The organism is Pauljensenia sp. UMB10120, from assembly GCF_030212035.1.
GTDB lineage: Bacteria > Actinomycetota > Actinomycetes > Actinomycetales > Actinomycetaceae > Pauljensenia > Pauljensenia radingae_A.
This window is the reverse complement of the sequence record NZ_JASODH010000001.1, coordinates 136,800-157,073: the sequence shown is the minus strand read 5'-3', so window position 1 is coordinate 157,073 and position 20,274 is coordinate 136,800. Positions and strand designations below refer to the sequence as shown.

The 20,274-nt window shown below is 60.0% G+C and carries 20 protein-coding genes; 18 read left to right on the top strand and 2 right to left on the bottom strand.

Going from position 1 to position 20,274, the window contains the following annotated elements; translation table 11 throughout:
• Window positions 1–20: 20 nt before the first annotated feature.
• The 5 genes from smc (at window position 21) to QP093_RS00680 (ending at window position 7,937) form a co-directional block, all read left to right on the top strand.
• On the top strand, window positions 21–3,542 hold the full coding sequence (gene smc, locus QP093_RS00700; RefSeq protein ID WP_058236705.1) for a chromosome segregation protein SMC: 3,522 nt from the start codon (window positions 21–23) through the stop codon (window positions 3,540–3,542).
• A 76-nt stretch (window positions 3,543–3,618) separates the two neighbouring features.
• Window positions 3,619–3,987: a hypothetical protein gene (locus QP093_RS00695; RefSeq protein ID WP_070727205.1), complete on the top strand. Its 369-nt coding sequence runs from the start codon at window positions 3,619–3,621 to the stop codon at window positions 3,985–3,987.
• An 18-nt stretch (window positions 3,988–4,005) separates the two neighbouring features.
• Entirely contained in the window at window positions 4,006–5,160 is a 1,155-nt protein-coding gene (ftsY, locus tag QP093_RS00690) for a signal recognition particle-docking protein FtsY (protein ID WP_058236707.1), read from the top strand.
• Between the two features lie 66 nt (window positions 5,161–5,226).
• Entirely contained in the window at window positions 5,227–6,819 is a 1,593-nt protein-coding gene (gene ffh / locus QP093_RS00685; protein ID WP_058236708.1) for a signal recognition particle protein, read from the top strand.
• Window positions 6,820–6,827: 8 nt separating this feature from the next.
• A complete protein-coding gene (locus QP093_RS00680) occupies window positions 6,828–7,937 on the top strand; it encodes an amidohydrolase family protein (protein WP_058236709.1) in 1,110 nt (369 codons plus the stop codon).
• Here the strand turns inward: QP093_RS00680 and QP093_RS00675 are convergent.
• Entirely contained in the window at window positions 7,893–8,888 is a 996-nt protein-coding gene (locus tag QP093_RS00675; protein ID WP_285014075.1) for an inositol monophosphatase family protein, read from the bottom strand. The genes QP093_RS00680 and QP093_RS00675 overlap by 45 nt on opposite strands.
• Window positions 8,889–9,150: 262 nt before the next feature.
• Between QP093_RS00675 and rpsP the strand changes: the two genes are divergently transcribed.
• The 12 genes from rpsP (at window position 9,151) to QP093_RS00615 (ending at window position 18,434) form a co-directional block, all read left to right on the top strand.
• Window positions 9,151–9,678, top strand: a complete 528-nt coding sequence (gene rpsP, locus QP093_RS00670) for a 30S ribosomal protein S16 (protein WP_058236711.1) — start codon at window positions 9,151–9,153, stop codon at window positions 9,676–9,678.
• Window positions 9,678–9,917, top strand: coding sequence for an RNA-binding protein (locus tag QP093_RS00665; protein ID WP_058236712.1), 240 nt, complete (start codon window positions 9,678–9,680; stop codon window positions 9,915–9,917). Before rpsP ends, QP093_RS00665 begins: the two co-directional genes overlap by 1 nt.
• Window positions 9,918–9,996: 79 nt before the next feature.
• Window positions 9,997–10,506 (top strand): ribosome maturation factor RimM, encoded by a 510-nt coding sequence (gene rimM, locus QP093_RS00660; RefSeq protein ID WP_058236713.1) that lies wholly within the window; start codon window positions 9,997–9,999, stop codon window positions 10,504–10,506.
• Window positions 10,507–10,510: 4 nt separating this feature from the next.
• Window positions 10,511–11,875 carry a tRNA (guanosine(37)-N1)-methyltransferase TrmD gene (trmD, locus tag QP093_RS00655; RefSeq protein ID WP_058236714.1) on the top strand — a complete coding sequence of 455 codons (1,365 nt, stop codon included), beginning with the start codon at window positions 10,511–10,513 and terminating at the stop codon, window positions 11,873–11,875.
• A 171-nt stretch (window positions 11,876–12,046) separates the two neighbouring features.
• Window positions 12,047–12,400: a 50S ribosomal protein L19 gene (rplS, locus tag QP093_RS00650; RefSeq protein ID WP_285014074.1), complete on the top strand. Its 354-nt coding sequence runs from the start codon at window positions 12,047–12,049 to the stop codon at window positions 12,398–12,400.
• Between the two features lie 64 nt (window positions 12,401–12,464).
• Complete coding sequence (gene lepB, locus QP093_RS00645; protein WP_257525464.1) at window positions 12,465–13,193, top strand: signal peptidase I; 729 nt, start codon at window positions 12,465–12,467, stop codon at window positions 13,191–13,193.
• Window positions 13,193–13,876: a ribonuclease HII gene (gene rnhB, locus QP093_RS00640; RefSeq protein WP_058236716.1), complete on the top strand. Its 684-nt coding sequence runs from the start codon at window positions 13,193–13,195 to the stop codon at window positions 13,874–13,876. Before lepB ends, rnhB begins: the two co-directional genes overlap by 1 nt.
• Before the next feature lie 7 nt (window positions 13,877–13,883).
• Window positions 13,884–14,186 (top strand): DUF2469 domain-containing protein, encoded by a 303-nt coding sequence (locus QP093_RS00635; RefSeq protein WP_058236717.1) that lies wholly within the window; start codon window positions 13,884–13,886, stop codon window positions 14,184–14,186.
• A 144-nt stretch (window positions 14,187–14,330) separates the two neighbouring features.
• Window positions 14,331–14,771, top strand: coding sequence for a YraN family protein (locus QP093_RS00630; RefSeq protein WP_074026163.1), 441 nt, complete (start codon window positions 14,331–14,333; stop codon window positions 14,769–14,771).
• A complete protein-coding gene (locus tag QP093_RS00625; protein ID WP_058236718.1) occupies window positions 14,768–16,345 on the top strand; it encodes a YifB family Mg chelatase-like AAA ATPase in 1,578 nt (525 codons plus the stop codon). Before QP093_RS00630 ends, QP093_RS00625 begins: the two co-directional genes overlap by 4 nt.
• The gene (gene dprA, locus QP093_RS00620; protein ID WP_058236719.1) at window positions 16,320–17,492 is read left to right on the top strand and encodes a DNA-processing protein DprA; all 1,173 of its coding nucleotides are present in this window, start codon (window positions 16,320–16,322) and stop codon (window positions 17,490–17,492) included. The genes QP093_RS00625 and dprA overlap by 26 nt, the downstream gene beginning before the upstream one ends.
• A gap of 9 nt (window positions 17,493–17,501) precedes the next feature.
• On the top strand, window positions 17,502–18,434 hold the full coding sequence (locus QP093_RS00615; protein ID WP_058236720.1) for a tyrosine recombinase XerC: 933 nt from the start codon (window positions 17,502–17,504) through the stop codon (window positions 18,432–18,434).
• A gap of 9 nt (window positions 18,435–18,443) precedes the next feature.
• On the opposite strand, the gene QP093_RS00610 is transcribed toward QP093_RS00615, so the two are convergent.
• The gene (locus QP093_RS00610; protein ID WP_074026184.1) at window positions 18,444–18,950 is read right to left on the bottom strand and encodes a M23 family metallopeptidase; all 507 of its coding nucleotides are present in this window, start codon (window positions 18,948–18,950) and stop codon (window positions 18,444–18,446) included.
• Window positions 18,951–19,322: 372 nt separating this feature from the next.
• On the opposite strand from QP093_RS00610, the gene rpsB reads away from it, so the two are divergent.
• Window positions 19,323–20,240, top strand: a complete 918-nt coding sequence (gene rpsB, locus QP093_RS00605; protein ID WP_058236721.1) for a 30S ribosomal protein S2 — start codon at window positions 19,323–19,325, stop codon at window positions 20,238–20,240.
• The last annotated feature ends 34 nt before the right edge of the window (window positions 20,241–20,274 follow it).

Here is a 20,274-nt window from a genome sequence, read left to right as displayed (position 1 = left end):
TTTTACGTATTCTTAAAGACGTGCACCTGAAAAATTTAACGTTACGAGGCTTTAAATCCTTTGCTTCGGCGACAACGCTGCGTTTAGAACCCGGCATCACGTGTGTAGTCGGCCCGAACGGGTCGGGCAAATCGAACGTCGTCGATGCTCTTGCCTGGGTCATGGGCGAACAAGGTGCCAAAACGTTGCGCGGTGGACAGATGGCGGACATCATCTTCGCCGGAACATCCTCGCGAGCACCGTTGGGGCGTGCTCAAGTTGATCTGACCATCGACAACACCGATCGGGCCCTGCCCATCGACTACTCAGAAGTGACGATCTCGCGCACATTGTTCCGCGGTGGGGGATCAGAGTATGCCATCAACGGCACCCCAGCGCGCCTGCTCGATGTTCAGGAACTCCTGTCCGACACGGGTATGGGCAGGCAGATGCATGTCATCGTGGGTCAGGGACAACTCGATCAGATCCTTTCGTCAACACCTGAGGAACGTCGAGGTTTCATCGAAGAAGCCGCCGGTGTTCTCAAGCATCGCCGACGTAAGGAACGCGCCCTGCGCAAGCTTGAGCAAATGGATCAGAATCTGGTGAGGGTCCTCGACCTCACGCAGGAAATCCACCGCCAGCTTGGCCCACTGGCACGCCAGGCTGCAACGGCCCGCCGTGCACAATCGATACAGGCTCGTGTTCGTGACGCAAAGGCACGCCTGATTGCAGATGAGATCGTTGACCTTCGCGACCGCCTGAATGCGCACGACGAATCCGACCAGGTGCGTACCCAGAAGACTCAGGAATTGCGTGTTCACGCGCGCGAGCTGACAGAAAGTATTCAACTTTGTGAACAGCGCGAACGCGAAGCCGATCCGCGTTTGACTGAGGCGAATACCGCTTGGCGTGACCTCACTGCGATCGGGGAGTCCTTGCGCGCAACAGTTCTGATGGCCCGCGACAAGATTGCCTCCCTCGAACGTCCACTTGATGCGCCCTCCGGTGACGATCCTGACGAACTGGACAGGCGTGCCGATGAGGCCAGTGCCGAGGACGCCGAGCTTCTGCGCACAGTAGAAGAGTGCCGACGGCGCCTGCAGGAGGCTATCAGTGCTCGTGAGGAGGCGGAGCAGCGTGATGAAGAAGCCCACGGGACGCTGTCCGGCATCACGCGCCAGATAGCGGATCGACGTGAGAAGATCGCACGTCTGACAGGCGACGTCGAATCTGCGCGCTCACGCCTCGTAGCTGCCGAAGCTGAGGAAAATCGAGCAGAAGAACTGGTGCGCGCCGCGCGCAAACGTCAGGAGGAAGCCGAGAAAGCCCTCCGAAAGACGCCTGCTCCCGATGGCGAGGGTAGCGAAGACACTGCTGCGCGCAACCACTCGCAGGCTTCCGTCAAACGCGATGAAGCCCGAAGTCAGGTTGACGCTTTGGTGGCGCGTGAGCGGGAAGCACGCGCCGAGCGAGCCAGGTGGGAGTCGCGCCGTGACACGTTGGCTGAGCAGCTCGCACCCGACGACGCAACTTCGACATTGGCAGGCCGCTCCGGTGTCCTCGGAACGGTCCCTGAAGCCTTGACCATTGAGCCGGGCTGGGAAGATGCCATTGCCGCAGCACTGTTCCCACTGGCTGATGCCGCGATCGTCGACGGAACGGCGAACGGAATAGACTGCCTGCGTCACGCCCGCGAACACCAACAAGGACAGATGCGCATGATGCGCGCCGGTGACGGCGACGGCAATAACGAGGTGGAACCGCAGCCACGTGGTCCCCTTCCGTCTGGAGCGCGCTGGGCGCTGGACGTCATCACCCACGCGCACTCGGTTTCGCGCAGCGTCACGAAGCTGCTCGAAAGCGTCGTCGTGTGCCGGGATCTCGACGAAGTGCAGGACTTGCTGGAGCATCCCGACGTTCGAACAGTGGTCACGTCCAACGGTGATGTTGTCACGGGGGAGTCACTGATCGGATCTGGCCACTCCACTTCCTCGGTGTTGAGTGTGCGCGCTCAGTACGAACAGGCCGTTGAGGGAGCGCGCCACGCCCTCGATGACGAACAGAAGGCCTCTGAACAGCTGGTTCACGCAAATAAGGTACTCGATCAGGCGATCCGCGCTGCCAACGAAGCGCTCAAAGCCTTGCGTGCCCAGGACTCGCAGCGCGCAAAGCTCGCTGAAGCATACGCGCGCGCCCAGTCGGCAGCCAAGGCTGCTCAGGCAGAGACACAAAGGTGCGAGGCGACCGCACGTAAAGTCGCCGAGCATGTTCAATGGGCACGCAGCCAGGTGGATACCGCCGACGAGCGGCTGAGCACCTCCAAAGACATGGAACCGGCTCCCGACGCTGAGCCGGCTCAACAGAGAGCAGGCGAAGCCGCGCGCATAGCCCGCGAAGCTCGCGAACATGAGACGGCCACGCGTCTGGAACTTCGCACCAATGAAGAACGGTCGAGACAAAGCGGAGGAAGGGCTCGAGCTCTCAGGCAGGCAGCAGCGCGCAGCCGTGAGGAGCGCAGCCGATACGCCCAACGTGAGGACCAGCGCCGGCGCAAGCTGCTCATTGCCCAACGCGTTGCCGAACAGGCTCAGTACGGCGTGGACGTTGCCGCTCGAATCGTTGAGCACTGGGAACACCTGCGCGCCGAAGCTGAATCACTGCGTCAGCAGTCAAGCCATGAGCGCATCGAATTGCGCGCCGCGCTCGATGCCGTCAATGCTGAAATTGCCGAGATCACCGGCCTGGCACACCAGGACGAAATCGCACGTGCACAGACCATGATGCGCTTGGAACAGGCGACCGCCCGGTCGATGGAGGAACTCAGCCTGGAAGCTGACCAGCTCATCGAAGAATTCGGCCCCCATAACCTCGTGCCGGATTTTTCAGGCGAGGGCGACCCGACTGCCTTTTCGCGCCCCGAACAGGAAAAGGCACTGGCGGCTGCTGAACGTGACCTGGCAAAACTTGGCCGCGTGAACCCACTGGCACTGGAGGAACACGAAGCACTGTCCAAGCGCCACGAATTCCTGGTTTCCCAGGTCAATGATCTGAAATCGTCGAAAGCCGATTTGCTGCATATCATTGACGACGTCGATCGCCTGGTCGAAGACGCATTCACCACCGCGTTTAACGACACGCGCGAACAGTTTGCCCACACCTTCGAGGTCCTTTTCCCCAACGGCGAGGGCAACCTGACGCTGACGGATCCAGATTCGATGCTGACAACGGGCATCGAGATCGAAGCCAGGCCGGCGGGCAAGAAGGTCAAGCGCCTGTCACTGCTGTCCGGCGGAGAACGCTCCCTGGCAGCTCTGGCATTCCTCATCGCCATCTTCAAGGCGCGTCCCTCACCGTTCTATGTCATGGACGAGGTTGAGGCCGCCCTCGACGATGTGAACCTGACGCGATTGCTCGAAATCTTCCGGGAGCTGCAGGAAGAAAGCCAGCTGATTGTTATCACCCACCAGAAACGCACGATGGAAATCGCTGATGCGCTCTACGGCGTGACGATGCGTGACGGGGTCACAACCGTCGTCTCGCAGCGCCTGGCAGATGCTTAGGAGATCACAGATAACAAATTGAGCATGTGCGGCGTTTACTGTGGCTCTCGCTGGCGTCACACATGACAATGAAGACATGTTTGGTTCTCTTGTGGTCATCGTGCTGACAACGTTGGTTGTTGTGGCTCTGGCAGGAGGCGTCCTGGCAAGCCTGGCCTTGTCACGCCGAGGCGCCCAATCATGGCAGTCTCTTTGGAAAGACCAGTCGAAACGCTGGGCTGACCCGGCGCGAACAGATGAGGACGCGGATATCGATCCTCAGCTTGTCAGCCTGGACACGATGCTCCGGAGCAATGGGCGAGACGGCTCGGCGTATGTCGATGCGACCGACCTGCCTGGATATGAACGCCTCGAGGATGCAGCAGTACGTGTCGAAGAGGCGGCCACACGCATGGAGGCTGCATCGCGGCGCGGACGCGTGCGTAAAATGCAACTCACGCATTAAATAGGCCATGATAGGACTATGAACACTTTCACCGATTTTGTGACAAGTCCGATCGGTCTGGTATGCCTGTTGGTTCTCGTTGCCCTTGTGGGCGTGGGAATCTGGTGGGGCGTACGAGGACGACAGTCCAGCCCCGAACTTGAAGAACGCCGCACACCCACTATTGAGAGCGGTCAGACCACTGCGGCTCCTGACGTTGAGACGCAACCGCGTACCGAAACCCCTGAATCCGTTCCCTCCCGCATGCAACGTCTGCGCGGACGCCTCGCGCAGTCTGGCGCTATCGGACATGCGCTCCTTTCAGTTCTCTCGCGCGCGCAGCTCAACGCGGCAGACTGGGAAGAGATCGAAGATTCACTTCTGATGGCCGACCTGGGATTGCCGGCCACCGAAGAACTCATGGAGCGGCTGCGCACCCGCGTCAAGGTTGAGGGACATTCAGATGCCGAGTCAGCCCGCACGATTGTACGCGAAGAGCTTCTGGCACTGGTCGACCCGACTATGGATCGTTCCCTGCATTGCGAGCCGCACATTGATGAAAACGGCACCAAGGTCAGTGCGTCTGTGCTGGTGATCGGCGTCAATGGAACAGGTAAGACGACGACGATTGGCAAACTGGCCCGGTTGCTTGTTGCACAGGACAAGACAGTCCTGCTCGGTGCTGCTGATACATTCCGCGCCGCAGCGGCTGACCAGCTGGAGACGTGGGGCAACCGCGTGGGGGTTGACGTGGTCCGATCCGACCGTGAAGGCGCCGATCCCGCATCCGTCGCTTTTGATGCCGTACACCGCGGTGTCGACGACGGCGTTGACGTCGTGATTGTGGACACGGCGGGCCGACTGCAGAACAAGTCAGGTCTGATGGATGAGCTCGGGAAAGTCAAGCGCGTCATGGAACGTGTCAGTCCCGTTGACGAGGTCCTCCTGGTCCTCGATGCGACGACCGGCCAAAACGGTATGCGCCAGGCGGAAATTTTCGCAGAAGTGGCTGGAGTGACAGGAATCGTCCTGACGAAGCTGGATGGCACCGCAAAGGGCGGAATCGTGGTGTCGGTCCAAAGGGAACTCGGAGTTCCTGTCAAGCTGGTGGGGCTGGGAGAGGGCGTCGACGATCTGGCGCCCTTCGATGCCGAGTCATTCATTCAGGCAATTGTGGGACAGCCTGCCACGTAAGCACACGGCGCCGTGGGTGCGCTAGTGTAAGACCATTGCGTCCACATCGGAGAAGGAAGGGATCCAGTGTTCTCCAACCTGTCAGATCGTCTCACTGAATCGTTCAAACAACTTCGCGGGCACGGTATTCTCAGCGAATCTGACGTTGATGAAACAGTCAGTCAGATCCGACGCGCCCTGATTGACGCTGACGTTGCCCTTCCTGTCGTCCGCGAATTTACCGCCGCAGTGCGTGAACGCGCTTACGGAGCGACCCGCTCACAGGGTCTGAACCCCAGTCAGCAGGTTGTGCGTATCGTGCGCGACCAGCTGGTCGAAACCCTCGGCGGCGAAACGCGTGAACTCCACTTCGCTGACCGGGGGCCGACCGTGTTCATGCTGGCCGGCCTTCAGGGTGCCGGTAAGACAACCCTTGCCGGCAAGCTCGGCAAGTGGCTGACGGAAGAAGGCAAGAAGGTCATGCTGATTGCATCGGACCTTCAGCGCCCAAATGCCGTCCAGCAGCTGCAAGTTCTGGGCGAGCGTGCCGGAGTCAAGGTCTGGGCTCCGGAGCCGGGGAACGGAGTCGGTGATCCTGTCTACGTGGCGCGAACCGGCGTCAACTACGCCATCAACAATGGTTTCGACGTGGCAATCGTCGATACCGCTGGGCGCCTCGGTGTTGACCGGGAAATGATGGATCAGGCAATCGCGATTCGTGACGCCGTCAATCCGCACGAAATCATGTTCGTCCTGGACGCAATGGTTGGCCAGGATGCCGTGCAGACATCGACCGCGTTCAGGGATGGCGTCGGCTTTACCGGTGTCGTCTTGTCGAAACTTGACGGCGATGCCCGAGGCGGCGCTGCGCTGTCCGTACGCGGCGTGACCGGTGCGCCGATCCTCTTTGCCTCAACGGGCGAAGGCCTTGACGATTTTGAACGATTCCACGCAGACCGCATGGCCGGCCGAATTCTTGATATGGGTGACGTTCTGACCCTGATCGAGCAGGCCGAAAAGAAGATGGATCAGGAGGAAGCCGAGAAGGTCGCTGAGAAGGCCATGAGTGGCCAGCTCACCCTCGAAGACTTCCTCAACCAGCTCCAGCAGGTCCGCAAACTCGGATCCATGCGCAAGGTTCTGGGAATGATTCCGGGAATGGCGCAGATGAAGGACCAGCTCGCCAACTTCGATGAGTCAGAAGTCAACCGTGTCGAAGCAATCGTCCGTTCCATGACGCCCGCCGAACGCAACGACGTCAAGATTCTCAACGGATCGCGCCGTGCCCGTATTGCCCGCGGTTCAGGTACCACGGTGACGGAAGTCAACGCACTGGTCAAGCGCTTCGAAGCAGCCCGCGAGATGATGGGTCAAATGGGCGCTGCCGGCGGCTTCCCCGGAATGGGGAATATGCCGGGACATGGTGGCCGCGCCAAACAGCGTGAAGATGCACGCCGTGCCAAGGCTCAGCGTGCGCGCGTAAAGAAGAAGGCGCGTTCAGGAAACCCAGCTAAGCGTCGCCAGCAGGAACTCGAAGCAATGCTTCCAGCCAGTGAACGCAGGAACAATGCGTCCTCGTCGGGTAGCGCATTCGGCATTGGTCAGGGCCAGGGCGCTGCCCAGCGCCCCTCTATGGACCAACTCCCCGAGGATATTCAGCGCATGCTCAACGGATTCTGACGGATATCATGCGCCTGACAGGAACAGCTCTGTGGCGTCCCTCCTCAGACGGGTCGCAGCCCGCCGCATGGACGCAAGGCTCCTGGTCGATTTGTGACGGCAGAATCTCCACGGCCGCGCAGCCTCCGGCCGCGGATGAAGAGGAACTGATCGGGTGGATCATTCCCGGCCTCGTTGACGTGCATTGTCACATTGGCCTGGGTCCTCACGGTCCTGTCGATCAGGAAACACAGATTCGGCAGGCTCAAGCAGACCGTGACAGCGGAGTTTTGCTCATGCGTGACTGCGGCAGTCCTGTCGATACGTCGCATATTCAACACGATCCCACATTGCCGCACTTGATCCGCTGCGGCACACACCTGTCACGCCCTAAACGCTACATTCGTGGCATTTCGCGCGAACTGGCCACGCCCTCGCAACTGCCTGAAGCGGTCGCACAGGAAGCGGCCCGCTCGGATGGATGGGTCAAAATCGTGGGGGACTGGATCGACCGCAGTGAAGGATCAGAATCGGATCTGCGCCCCCTGTGGCCAGGTGAGGTCCTGCGTGACGCAGTTGCCGCCGCGCACGAATCTGGCGCGCGCCTGACCGCTCACACGTTTTCTCACGCAGCAATCGATGATCTGCTGGCAGCCGGCGTCGACGGAATCGAACACGGTTCCGGTATGGACGATGATCAGCTCAGTGAGGCCAGACGGCAAGGTGTTGTCATCACACCCACGCTCTGCCAAATCGAACTCTTCGAATCCTTCGCGCAGGCTGCCGACGGCAAGTTCGCGCGCTACGCGCAGACCATGCGCACGCTTTACGAGGGACGACACGACCATTATGAGCGCCTCTTCGATTCAGGAGTCCACCTGCTTCCCGGAACAGATGCCGGCGGCTACCAGGATCACGGATCCCTTCCAGCAGAACTTGCCCGATGGCACACGGCAGGCATGCCGCCAGCCAAGATTCTCGACATCGCGACCTGGCAGGCTCGCGACGCCCTCGGCTATCCCAGTCTGTACGATGGCGCGCCAGCTGACTGCGTGGTCTACGAGGCTGATCCTCGTGCAGACATTACCGAACTGTCACGACCGGTCGCCGTCATCTTGGGCGGGACGCGCGTCGCCTGAGCGCCGGCTGTCAGCCTGGTGAAGAAGCTCCTGGAGGACGGGGGCCTCCATCGAGCCGACCCACGCTGCCACGCCTGGACGCACTCCGTCGGGAAGATCAGTGCCCATCGGGGCATTCACGACGTTCCCGCCTGCCACCTTGACCATGTGGATACCGGCTGCCACATCCCACGGCTTCATCGTCCCGGCCAGCACTGCACCAGCCCTTCCAGACGCGACCATCGCCAGGTCGAGGGCTGCGGCACCTGGCCGACGAACAGCCTGATATGTTGACGCTAGGCGAGTGTATTCTTCAGCTGAACCGGCAGGATCGTTAATGAATGAATGCAGTGACGGGTGATATGACAGCACGACCGCGTCTCGCTCGCTCGTGGGACCCTGGGCGTGAATGTCGATGTCTTCCCCGTCAGTGCGCAGCCACGCATGAGTGAGATCAGCGAGGAACAGGTGATCCATGATCGGAGCATTGATTGCTCCAGCAACGACTGCGCCGTCCAGCTCAGCAGCGATTGACGTGTTGAAATAAGGCATTCCGGCTGCGAAATTCGCCGTCCCGTCGATGGGGTCGACGATCCACCTGACGCGCTCAGCCAGCGACATACAGCGGCGCCTGGCACCCTGAACCAGGGGGGATGTGGGAAATTCGAAGTCCTCGGTGAACTCCTCGGTCGGCCCGTCGAATTTTCGGGGCAGGGTGCGTTCACCAGTTTCCTCACCCAGTACGCGTGAGCCCGGAACAAAATAGCCCAGGAGAACATGCAGCGCAGATTCCACGCGCTTGTCATGTACAGTGACCGGATCGTGGTGGTCAGCTTTGAAGTCAACGGATTCAACGTGGCTGACAGCGCGCCGCAGATAGCTGGCCACGGCGCGCGCTGCAGCCCCCGCCAGGATCGCCAGGTCGTGAGCAATGCGCTCATCATCATTCGTGACGTCACCATGTGTGCTCATAAGGCTATTGTGGTGTTTCACCCACTGAATTTCCACTTCTCGTGAGCCCTCGTCGTGATCGATCACACGCCAGGAAACAGAGGATGAGAGGAACAAGATCTGGGAATTGAGACCGATGCGTGGCACAATGGAGTGCTGTACCCGGTCGAGGGTTGGTCCCTCTCACCACTCGAGACTGTGTCCAGGATCTATCGTGACATCGTGTTTCCCACCGATACCATGTGCGATCCAACCCGAGTTAGAAACAGGAGTGACCACACAAGTGGCAGTTCGTATTCGTTTGAAGCGCATTGGTAGGATCCATGCGCCCTTCTACCGCGTCGTTGTCGTTGACCAGCGTAAGAAGCGCGATGGTCAGGTCATTGAAGAGGTCGGCATCTATGATCCGACCCGCGACCCCTCTATCATTAAGATCGACTCCGAGCGCGCGCAGTACTGGCTTTCAGTGGGTGCGCAGCCCTCGAACACGGTGCGTAACCTGCTCGTGCTGACCGGTGACATTGCCAAGTTCAACGGCAAGAAGGACGCCGTCTCGCGCGTCAAGGTCGCTGAGACCGATCAGTCAGCAGAAGCCGAAAAGGCCATTAAGGCCGCTGAGGAAGATGCTGAAAAGCGTAAGGCCAAGGTTGCAGCTGAAAAGGAAAAGGCCGAGGCTGAAGCCAAGGCTCAGGCCTCGGCTGAAGCAGCCGAGGCAGCCGAAGCTAAAACCGACGCCCCAGCCGAAGAATCCGCAGAAGAACCGGCTGCCGAGGCAGCCGAGGCTCCAGCTGAGGAAAAGGACGCTGAGTAATGCTGGCCGATGCCTTGGAACACCTTGTCAGCGGAATTGTCGACAATCCTGACGATGTGCGTGTCACGCGGCGGTCGATCCGGCGCGGGCAGCTGCTGGAAGTTCGGGTTAACCCGGATGATCTGGGTCGCGTGATCGGCCGGTCGGGTCGCACCGCACGCGCACTGCGCGCCGTGATGAACGGCCTGTCGACTCGCGGCTCCGTCAGGGTTGACGTGATTGATACTGACCAGGAGTAACAGCGCCAAGGCTGTATATGGCATAGGTGTGGGGTCCGCTCAACATGAGCCGGACCCCACAATACCGTGAGGAGCAAAGATGCAGCTCAGAGCGGCAGTGGTGGGGACGGCCCACGGCCTGAAGGGCGAAGTGTACGTGACAGTCACGACGGACCGGCCCCAGGCGCTGGCTCCCGGCACCACTGTGCACACCTCTCACAGCGAATACAGCACTTTGACGATGCGATCTTTGCGTGCACACAAAGACCGCGTCCTGGCGGGCTTCGAAGAAATTTCCACCCGCGAACAGGCTGAGGACCTGCGCGGCACGGAATTAATGGTGGATGCCCTCGATGAGGATGACGCGTGGTATCCCCACCAGCTCACCGGACTGGAAGCCGTCACTTTGCTGGGCGAACACCTGGGAACAGTCACCGGTATGCAGCCCGGAGCTGCGCAAGATCTCATCATTGTCGATGCCGATGGCCGGGAAGTACTGGTGCCATTTGTCAGCGCCCTGGTACCGGAAGTCAACGTGGACGAGGGAACCATGACGATTGATCCGATCCCGGGTCTGTTCGACGATAACTACGACATGGACGGAGAATAGCGGCGTGCGAATTGATCTGCTCACCATCTTCCCGCACTACTTTGACGTCCTGGACCTGTCCCTTCTGGGCAAGGCCCAGGACGCGGGTCTACTCGACATTCACACCCATGATCTGCGTCAATGGACAACGGATCGTCATCGCACTGTCGATGACGCGCCGTACGGCGGGGGAGCAGGAATGGTGATGCGGCCCGACGTGTGGGGCCGCGGCATCGACCAGGTTCTGAGTGTCGACCTGGCTGATTCCCACTCTGACTCCGCCCGAAGAGTCCTCGCGATTCCGACCCCGTCCGGCACGCCGCTGGATCAGCGCCGTGTGGAAAAACTTGCCGAAGTCGACCAGATCATCCTTGCCTGCGGACGATATGAAGGTATCGATCAACGCGTTGCCGACTTCTACCGCGAGCAGGAAGTGGAAGTCCTCGAATACTCCATCGGCGACTACATCCTCAATGGCGGCGAGGCCGCAGCACTCGTCCTGATCGAATCCGTGTCACGACTGCTCGAGGGTGTCCTCGGCAATCCTGAATCTCTTGACGAAGAATCCTATGGGCCCGATGGTCTGATCGAATATCCTGTGTATACCAGGCCCAGATCGTGGCGCGGCATTGACGTGCCCGACGTGCTCACCAGCGGCAACCACGCCGAGATTGACCGGTGGCGCCGTGATCGATCACTGGTCAGAACTGCTCACCGTCGGCCCGACCTCATTGATCGGCTCGATGCACAATGCCTGTCAACCCGCGACAAGGAAGTGCTGGCCGGTGCCGGCACGATCATCACCCCCAGGCGACGCGATGTCATGATACGGCTGGCGCGTGAAGGGGAAGCAGAGGCTCTTTCTGAGCTTGCAGCCAACACGTTCCCACTGGCATGTCCGGACTACGTCAGTCAGGACGATATTGCAGCCTTCATTGGGGAAAGCCTGTCTCCCAGCGAATTTGAACGCATGCTCGCGTCCCCGTCCGTCTACCGGATCCTGGTCGCGCAGTTGCGCGGTGCTTCATCGGAGCTGATCGGCTACACCCTGACTATTCTGTCCGGGCCCGACGGAATGCCTACCCAGATGGTGCGGCCTGGGAAGCTTGAGCTAGGGGCGGCATATCTGTCCAAATGCTACGTGAGAGAATTCTGGCAGGGGTCAGGTGTGGCCGGAGCGATGATCGAGCGTGCGGTCGCAGATGTGGAAGCTCAGGGGCGCAACTCACAGATTGCCCTGGGAACCTCGATCGCCAATAAACGCGCGCAGACGTTCTACAAGCGTCATGGTTTCTCAGTTGCCGGCAGGCGCACGTTCATGGTGGGGGAGAAAGCCAATATCGATGACGTATTCGTGCGTAACATCACGCCGCGATCACGCCACGAATAGCTCACAGGACTTGGGAAGCACCCGATTCTTGTGGCACACTAGAACGTCAGATCAGCTGGGCGTAGCCTGCCGCGGGGGGAGCGCCAGAAAGCACGATCTGCTCAAGAATTGCGGACCAAGATCCGCCGTATAAACGGGACTGACCTGCGGCAGAAACGTTGAGGAGTAAAAATGCAGAAACTGGATGCTGTTGATGCACCGTCATTGCGCGATAACATTCCGGTTTTCCGTGCTGGAGACTCGGTGAAGGTTCACGTACGAGTCGTTGAAGGTAACCGTAGCCGTATTCAGGTCTTCCAGGGGATCGTTATTGCACGCCGTGGTCACGGCGTGTCCGAGACGTTCACCGTCCGAAAGATCTCATTCGGTGTCGGCGTTGAGCGTACCTTCCCGATCCACACGCCTACCATTGACCACATTGAGGTCACTTCCCGCGGTAATGTGCGCCGCGCGAAGCTGTACTACCTGCGTGATCGTCATGGCAAGGCGGCGCGTGTGCGCGAGCACCGCGAGTTCAGTGAGTGAACGAGACTCACGAGCGCCCGGTACCTCCACGGTACCGGGCCTCAGTTTCAGAGGAAGTCAACGCGTGAACTACCAACCGATCCAGCACAGGAAGCGCTACCACGACTCCGACCAGGATGACTCTTTGCAGAAGAAGTCAAGCGGTTTCTCATGGTTGAAAGAGTGCGTCATCATCGTGGTGGGTGCACTCGTCCTGTCCACCGTCATTCGCGCTTTTATTTTCCAGATGTTCTGGATTCCCTCGCCCTCGATGCGTTCCACGCTCGTCGAAAATGACCGCATCGTCGTCTCACGAATTTCGGCCTTCCGAGGCGATATCGAGCGCGGTGACGTGATCGTGTTCAACGATGCAAAAGGATGGCTTCCTCGCGCAGAATCAGAAGGTGCAGGGAGAATCCTGCGTTCGGTGGGAGAATTTATCGGCATCCTCCCAGCCAACGGCGAACAGACGCTGGTCAAGCGCGTCATCGGAGTAGGCGGAGACCGTGTCCAATGCTGTACCGCGAACGGCGCACTCACCGTCAATGGCCAGGAGATCACCGAACCGTACATTCCTGCAGGCGAACCAGCATCGCGTATGGAATTCGACGTCACCGTCCCCGAAGGATCAGTGTGGGTGATGGGGGACAATCGCCCGAATTCCGCTGACTCACGTTTCCATATGAACCCGCTCGAGAACGCATTCATTGACACTGACGAGATCGTCGGCCGCGCAACGATGGTGCTGTGGCCCCTCGGTCACTGGAGCTGGCTAGGCGATCGTGATGTTTTCTCAGCCGTCAAAGATTCGTGATGCGTCAGCTTCGCCGCTTTGCCACACGTGACGTCGAGTGCGAATTGCTGCAGTCGTATCCCACCGTTTTAGGTGTGGACGAAGTGGGACGCGGCGCAATTGCTGGTCCCGTTGCCGTGGGAGTCGCCCTCGTGACTGAAAAATCGGGACCTGCTCCTGTTGGACTTGCAGACTCAAAGATGCTCTCTGCGCGCGCTCGAGAAGAGCTCGTTGACCCTATTCACCAGTGGGTCGCCGCCTCGGCAGTCGGCATGGCCAGCCCCGCAGAAATTGACGAGGGTGGCATCATCGGCGCTTTAAGATTGGCAGCATCGCGGGCGATTGAAGCGGTGAGAGGGGATGGAGCCACTATCGGGGTGACGTTACTTGATGGTGTTCATAACTGGCTCGCTGCAGATCTTCTCGGTGTTTCTCCCGTCGGCACTGACGTTTCCATCATGACGCGCGTGCATGGAGATGCAGAATGTGCAGTCATTGCCGCTGCGTCCGTTCTGGCGAAGGTGGAGCGAGACAGATTGATGTGCTCGTTGGAGGATCCAGGATACGACTGGATTCACAACAAAGGGTACGCGTCGCGCACCCATATTGACGCCCTGAGCCGCATGGGTGCGTGTGACCAGCATCGGCGTTCGTGGAAACTTCCCGGCGTGGAGCCCAGCACGAATTTGACGAACAGGGCATGATGATACCGTGAGCGCAGATGATCTGGAAGGCTACGAGAATAGCCTCGAACTTGACCTGTTTCGTGAGTACCGCGACGTGATCGGACTGTTTTCGTACGTGGTGGAAACCGAGCGACGCTTCTATCTGTGCAACAAGGTTGATGTGCAGGCCCGACCGATGGGCGGCGACGTTTTCTTCGAGCTCACGTTGACTGATGCATGGGTGTGGGACATTTACCGCTCTTCTCGCTTCGTGAAGTCAGTGCGGGTCATTACGTATAAGGATGTCAACGTCGAAGAGCTGTCGAAGCCTGAGCTTGACATTCCGTAGGTCCTACGACCTGTTCAAATAGCTCTATCCACAGGATTTTTCCCGGAAGAGATCCTTCCACAGATGCCGTGTGTACAGGCATCGCATCCACAGATACTGAAGCCGCGATAGCCACTGACTCGACCTCGTTGGCATGGTTGCACTATGACAGCAACCGACGAACGCATCGACTGGCGAGGCACACTGGGCCGCGCCGGAGAAGACTGCGCTTCCCGCGTCGTACAGGAGTGTGGATACGAGGTCCTCGCACGTAACTGGAGAAACGGGACTCGCGGCGAGATTGACCTCATTGCGCGTAGCGGCACGAGGATGACCACCTTTATTGAAGTGAAAACGCGTATTGGTGACAGGTTCGGCAGTGGCCTCGAAGCCGTGACACACGTTAAGTTCACGCGCATCGCGCAGGCAGCGGCCGCATGGTGCGCGGCCAACCGGCCGGAAGCGCCGATCAGATTTGATGTGGTCTCAATCGAGGTCAGCCCCAGCCGGGCAGCATGCTTGAGTCGCGCACTTGAGAGCGGCCACGGCGCTCAATGGCTGCGTCGCAATGCGGATATCACCTGGTGTCAGGGCATTCAGCTATGAGTGGGCAGACGGCCTCGATCCGCACGATTGCGTTGATCGGCATGGATGGTCACATAGTCAATGTGGAGACATCTGTCGCGAACGGTGTGGTCTCATTTACTCTGGTCGGTTTACCGGACGCGTCTTTGCGTGAATCCAAGGACCGTGTGCGCTCCGCACTCAGTGCCTGCGGGCTGGGCCTTCCCAACCAGCGCGTCACCGTCAACCTGTCACCGGCCGGCCTACCCAAGTCAGGATCAGGGTTTGATTTGGCGATCGCACTGTCTGTTCTGCTGGCCAGTGGACAGATCCCGCCCGACGCTGTGGTGGACACGCTTTTCTTGGGCGAACTGGGTCTGGATGGGTCGCTGCGGCCTCCGCCTGGCCTTCTCGCAGCTGTCATAGGTGCTGCACGAGGCGGCACCACCGATATCGTGGTCCCAGCAGCAAGTGTCGCTCAGGCGGCGCTGGTGCCGGGTGTATCCGTCCACGGCTACGAGCATCTGGCGGATTTAGTCGAATCTGTTGGCGGCATTGCCCAGCGCAGCGGAAGCGTAGGCTTCTCCCATCCTTCCGAGGGCGAGTGCGATCACTACAGTTCCAGCGCGCAGTGTCCGTCCTTACTTGATTTGAGCGATGTACGAGGCCAGTCTTATGCCCGGACAGGCCTTGAGATCGCCGCAGCAGGGGGACACCACATCATGTTGATAGGGGAGCCAGGAGCCGGAAAGACCATGCTTGCGCGCGCGTTGCCGACCATCCTGCCACCTTTGGATACTGACACATCACTCACGACGACCGCGCTGCACTGTCTGGCGCAGGCGTGGAGCGCAGAGCACGGACTGATCACTCAGCCTCCGATCGAAGCTCCACACCACTCGGCATCGATGCCGGCCCTCGTGGGTGGGGGACAATCAGTGGGGCGACCAGGCGCCATCTCCCTTGCACATGGGGGAGTGCTGTTTCTTGATGAAGCTGCTGAGTTTGCCCCCTCAGTGATGGATGCCTTACGTGAACCGTTGGAAAACGGTGTGATGACGATTCACCGCTCGCGCGCAACCGTCACGTTCCCGGCATCTTTTCAGCTCGTCTTGGCGACCAACCCGTGCCCCTGTGGTAACCGGAACTCCAAGCATGCTCGATGCACATGTACCTCCATGCAGCAGCGCCGCTACTTGTCGCGCCTGTCTGGACCGCTTCTTGATCGTGTCGACATTCAATTGAATGTGTCCAGACCTACCGCGGGAGACTTCGCGATGGATACGGGGGAGACTTCGGCATGCGTTCGCGAGCGTGTGGAGGAGGCCCGCCAGCGACAACGCCGCCGCTTCGAGGGGACACCCTGGAGACTCAACCGAGAAGTTCCTGGCTCCGTCCTGCGGCGGGATTTCATGCCCGACGAGGCAATCGCATGCGCAATGTCGCGCGCAGTGGATTGCGGCTCACTGTCAATGCGCGGCGCGGACAAAGTCCTGCGAGTGGCATGGACGATCGCTGATCTGGCAGGTCACAACCATCCCACCATGAATGACTTCACGATGGCGTATTCACTTCGAACAGGAGAAGATTATGACGATCCCCCTACTGCCCGATGAGCATCATATTGCTGCCTGGTGGTCCAGTGTGATCGAACCGGGTGACGTGTACGCCCATGCGCTTCGCCTCGCTCTGGGCGATGATGAGGCGATCGCCTGGGTGTGTGCAGACACGCCGGGCAGCTTGCCACTTGCACTTGAGCGAACTGCGCAGGGAATTCCTCGGGATTGGGAGACTGTCTGGAAGCGCTGGCATCCACGAGCCGTGGTCGCCGACCCGGCCGGGGACCTTGAATGGATTGAACGCGTCGGTGGTCAGCTGCTGATTCCGAGCGATAGCAAATGGCCTGAGGCTTTGAACGACTTGGAACACGAGCGGCCGGTGTGCCTATGGGTGCGAGGCCACCTGCTCGATCGCCCTACCGTCGCCATTGTCGGATCACGAGCCTGCACCCGGGTTGGTGAGAAGACTGCTGCCGACATGGGATACGAGCTGGCGTCCAAAGGTATGTGCGTGGTGTCCGGAGGCGCGTTCGGCATTGACATCGCAGCACATAGGGGAGCACTCGCCTCGCCTCCGGGCCCCACTATTGCCGTGATGGCTGGCGGACTCGAACGGCCGTATCCCGTAGCACACCGTCAACTTTTTGACGAGATAGTCAGCCATGAGGCGGGTGCGCTGATGAGTGAGGTACCGCCACGGTGGCGCCCTGCACGCTGGCGTTTTCTCACGCGTAACCGCGTTATCGCGGCGTTGGCACAAGCGACCATCGTCGTTGAAGCCGATCAACGATCCGGAGCGCTGGCAACAGCGCGGCGCGCCATGGAGCTGGGACGGCACGTCGGAGCTATTCCAGGCCCTGTTACATCAGCAATGTCACGAGGCTGCCATCGGTTGATTCGTGAGGGCGGCACGCTGATCCGCGACAGCGCAGATGTTATTGAGATGGTCAGCACCCTTGACCTGAACATCGGAAACACAGAACCGCTCTTCGACCAGCCTCAATCACCCGACCACGGCATCGACGCCCTGCCTTGCCACCAGCGCAGAGTGTGGGAAGCGCTGCCCAGGCGCGCCGCTTCCAGCGTGGATGCCATAACCGTCACGGCAGGGATGAGCATAGAGGATGTGATGAGCGCATTGGGCGCTCTCGAGCTTGCAGGGCTCGCAGCGCACACACACGGTCGGTGGAAGCGCACCGCGTAAAATAGGCGCGTGAGTGATGCTAGGACACAACCGGTACGGGAGCTCATCGACGTGTGGATTGATGAGCTCGCGCACTCGCGTGGCCTGTCAGCCAACACTGCGCGCGCCTATCGAACTGACCTGAATGAGTTTGCAGATTTTCTGGACCAGCGCATCGCAAACGGCACCACACTGGACCAGGCAGTGACCACCAGCTCGATTCGTCAGTGGCTCGCCCACATGGCCAATGATGGGATGAGTCGGGCGACCCTGGCTCGACGCATCGCCTCCATCCGCGGATTCACCAGCTGGGCGCACCATCACGGGCATCTGAGCGCAGACCCCGCCCTTCTCGTCACCGCACCTTCGCGTGACCAGCGCCTACCACATGTCCTCGACATTCAGGCGGCGCGCGCACTCATGGACTATGCACGTCAGGAAGCGCGCGACGGCGATCCGGTCCATATCCGTGACTGGGCAATGGTGGAAACCCTCTATTCGACCGGCATACGCGTCTCCGAGCTATGCGGTTTGGATCTGGGGTCCTTCGCATTCGACCGGCAATGCCTGAGAGTACTCGGCAAGGGCAACAAGGAACGCGTTGTTCCCCTGGGCGATCCGGCAGCTCAGGCACTGCATATGTGGTTGGACCGTGGTCGCGTCGCCCTCGTCGATGCGCGCGTGACAACGAACGCCGCATTTTTGGGTGAGCACGGCAAACGTATCGACCCGCGTGTTGTTCGAGCTCGCCTGCATCGACTGGCAGCCAGGGCAGGTGTGCGGGACGTCGCGCCGCACGCGTTGCGCCACAGCGCCGCCACGCATCTTCTTGAAGGCGGCGCCGACCTGCGCGTTGTTCAGGAAATCCTGGGGCACTCATCATTGCAGACCACGCAGCGCTACACGCATGTCGATGCTGCGCGTCTGTCGGCGATCTACCGTCAGGCACATCCGCGTGCGTGACCCCTAGCGTCACTCCCACGGCTTCAAGACAATCGGTCCAACGAGGAATCTGAGCGGGTCATGGTAGGTCCGGGGGCCAGACTTCACGCCCCAATGCAAAGCGCCGGGGGAGTGGCCACTGGCAACATGGCCGATCACATCACCCTTGCGAACCTCATCGCCGGGCGTTACCGTGGCTTCAACCGGCTCGAACGTTGAACGCACCGATCCGTGCGACACAGAGACCACCGGCCGATCGACAATGACGCCTGCCACCACAACTGTGCCGTCCGCTGGCGCGTAAACCGGTGAGCCGACCAGCACATCCAGATCGACCCCTCGATGTCCCGGCAGCCAATTGTGCTTTAGGTCGTCGAAAGCGCGTGCGACCGGCACAGGATCTCCACTGGGCCATAACCACGGCTCGCGCGCATCGCTCAGTGGCTGCGCTGCACCCGCCCATGCGGCGACCGATACGGATAGCGCCCCTGCGAGCATGCATAGCACCCGACCCGCGCTTTGACCTCTTACTCTCATGCCGACACTGTCACCTACCTGTGCTTTGCACGCAATCGCTTGCCGCGCTCCTGTGGACACGTTGACGCGACGCATCTACCTGTGGACACGTTTTGAAACGGACGTTTAGGGACGGGCTTCACAGTTCCGGAAGGTGGAGATGCCCACCACGTGGACTACAATGTGGGGAGCGTCCGCATCAGCGGGCGACTTCGCGTGTCATTTCCGCACTCGAGTTTTCACACGAAAATTGACGAGGGTGGGGCGCGGATGCCACGGTCCCTACGGGGCGGCATCCGGTCATGGCACCAGGGTCGGCATAATGCCGATAACAACCGAGAACCGGTACGCATCTGCGTGCCCCGACCTGCGCATTGCGCAGAAAGGACGATCATGGCAGTCGTCACCATGCGCCAGCTGTTGGAATCTGGCGTTCACTTTGGCCATCAGACCCGTCGCTGGAACCCGAAGATGAAGCGCTTCATCCTCACGGAACGCAACGGCATCTACATCATTGACCTTCAGCAGACAATCGCTGACATCGACATTGCATACGACTTCGTGAAGGAAACCGTTGCTCATGGAGGCAACATTTTGTTCGTCGGCACGAAGAAGCAGGGCCAGGAAGCTATTGCAGAGCAGGCCTCACGTGTTGGCATGCCGTATGTCAACCACCGTTGGCTCGGCGGTATGCTGACCAACTTCTCCACCGTTTCCAAGCGCCTGCAGCGTCTGAAGGAACTCGAGCAGATCGATTTCGAGGATGTCGCATCCTCCGGACACACCAAGCGCGAGCTGCTCATGATGAGCCGCGAAAAGGACAAGCTTGCCCGTACCCTTGGTGGTATCCGCGACATGTCCTCCCTGCCGTCAGCGCTGTGGATCGTTGATCCCACGAAGGAGCACCTGGCAGTGGCAGAGGCTCAGAAGCTCAACATCCCGATCGTTGCCATCCTCGACACCAACGCTGATCCTGACGAGGTCGACTACCGCATCCCCGGTAACGATGATGCGATCCGCGCCGTGTCCCTGCTGACCCGCGTAATTGCTGATGCAGCAGCCGAAGGCCTCCTCGCACGCAACTCGCGCCGCCAGAAGGATGCTGAAGCTGACGACAGCACCGAGGGCGAACAGTCCGAACCGCTGGCAGAATGGGAACGCGAGCTGCTTGAGGGCAACAAGCCTGCTGAAGAAGCAACCAAGGACAAGGCTGAAGAAAAGGCCGACGACAAGGCTGAAGAAAAGGCCGAAAAAGCCGCACCCGCGTCAGAAGAAGCATCCGAGAAAGAAACCTCAGCTGACGCTCAGTGAGAGCTTCAGCAGACCACTACACTTTTTGCGAAAG

What these genes read in the sequence shown, in the direction of transcription:
- QP093_RS00695 (WP_070727205.1), top strand. Translation starts at nt 3,619, where the DNA reads ATGTTTGGTTCTCTTGTGGTCATCGTGCTGACAACGTTGGTTGTTGTG.
- ftsY (WP_058236707.1), top strand. Translation starts at nt 4,006, where the DNA reads ATGAACACTTTCACCGATTTTGTGACAAGTCCGATCGGTCTGGTATGC.
- QP093_RS00680 (WP_058236709.1), top strand. Translation starts at nt 6,828, where the DNA reads ATGCGCCTGACAGGAACAGCTCTGTGGCGTCCCTCCTCAGACGGGTCG.
- QP093_RS00675 (WP_285014075.1), bottom strand. Translation starts at nt 8,888, where the DNA reads ATGAGCACACATGGTGACGTCACGAATGATGATGAGCGCATTGCTCAC.
- QP093_RS00665 (WP_058236712.1), top strand. Translation starts at nt 9,678, where the DNA reads ATGCTGGCCGATGCCTTGGAACACCTTGTCAGCGGAATTGTCGACAAT.
- rimM (WP_058236713.1), top strand. Translation starts at nt 9,997, where the DNA reads ATGCAGCTCAGAGCGGCAGTGGTGGGGACGGCCCACGGCCTGAAGGGC.
- rplS (WP_285014074.1), top strand. Translation starts at nt 12,047, where the DNA reads ATGCAGAAACTGGATGCTGTTGATGCACCGTCATTGCGCGATAACATT.
- rnhB (WP_058236716.1), top strand. Translation starts at nt 13,193, where the DNA reads ATGCGTCAGCTTCGCCGCTTTGCCACACGTGACGTCGAGTGCGAATTG.
- QP093_RS00630 (WP_074026163.1), top strand. Translation starts at nt 14,331, where the DNA reads ATGACAGCAACCGACGAACGCATCGACTGGCGAGGCACACTGGGCCGC.
- QP093_RS00625 (WP_058236718.1), top strand. Translation starts at nt 14,768, where the DNA reads ATGAGTGGGCAGACGGCCTCGATCCGCACGATTGCGTTGATCGGCATG.
- dprA (WP_058236719.1), top strand. Translation starts at nt 16,320, where the DNA reads ATGACGATCCCCCTACTGCCCGATGAGCATCATATTGCTGCCTGGTGG.
- QP093_RS00610 (WP_074026184.1), bottom strand. Translation starts at nt 18,950, where the DNA reads ATGAGAGTAAGAGGTCAAAGCGCGGGTCGGGTGCTATGCATGCTCGCA.
- rpsB (WP_058236721.1), top strand. Translation starts at nt 19,323, where the DNA reads ATGGCAGTCGTCACCATGCGCCAGCTGTTGGAATCTGGCGTTCACTTT.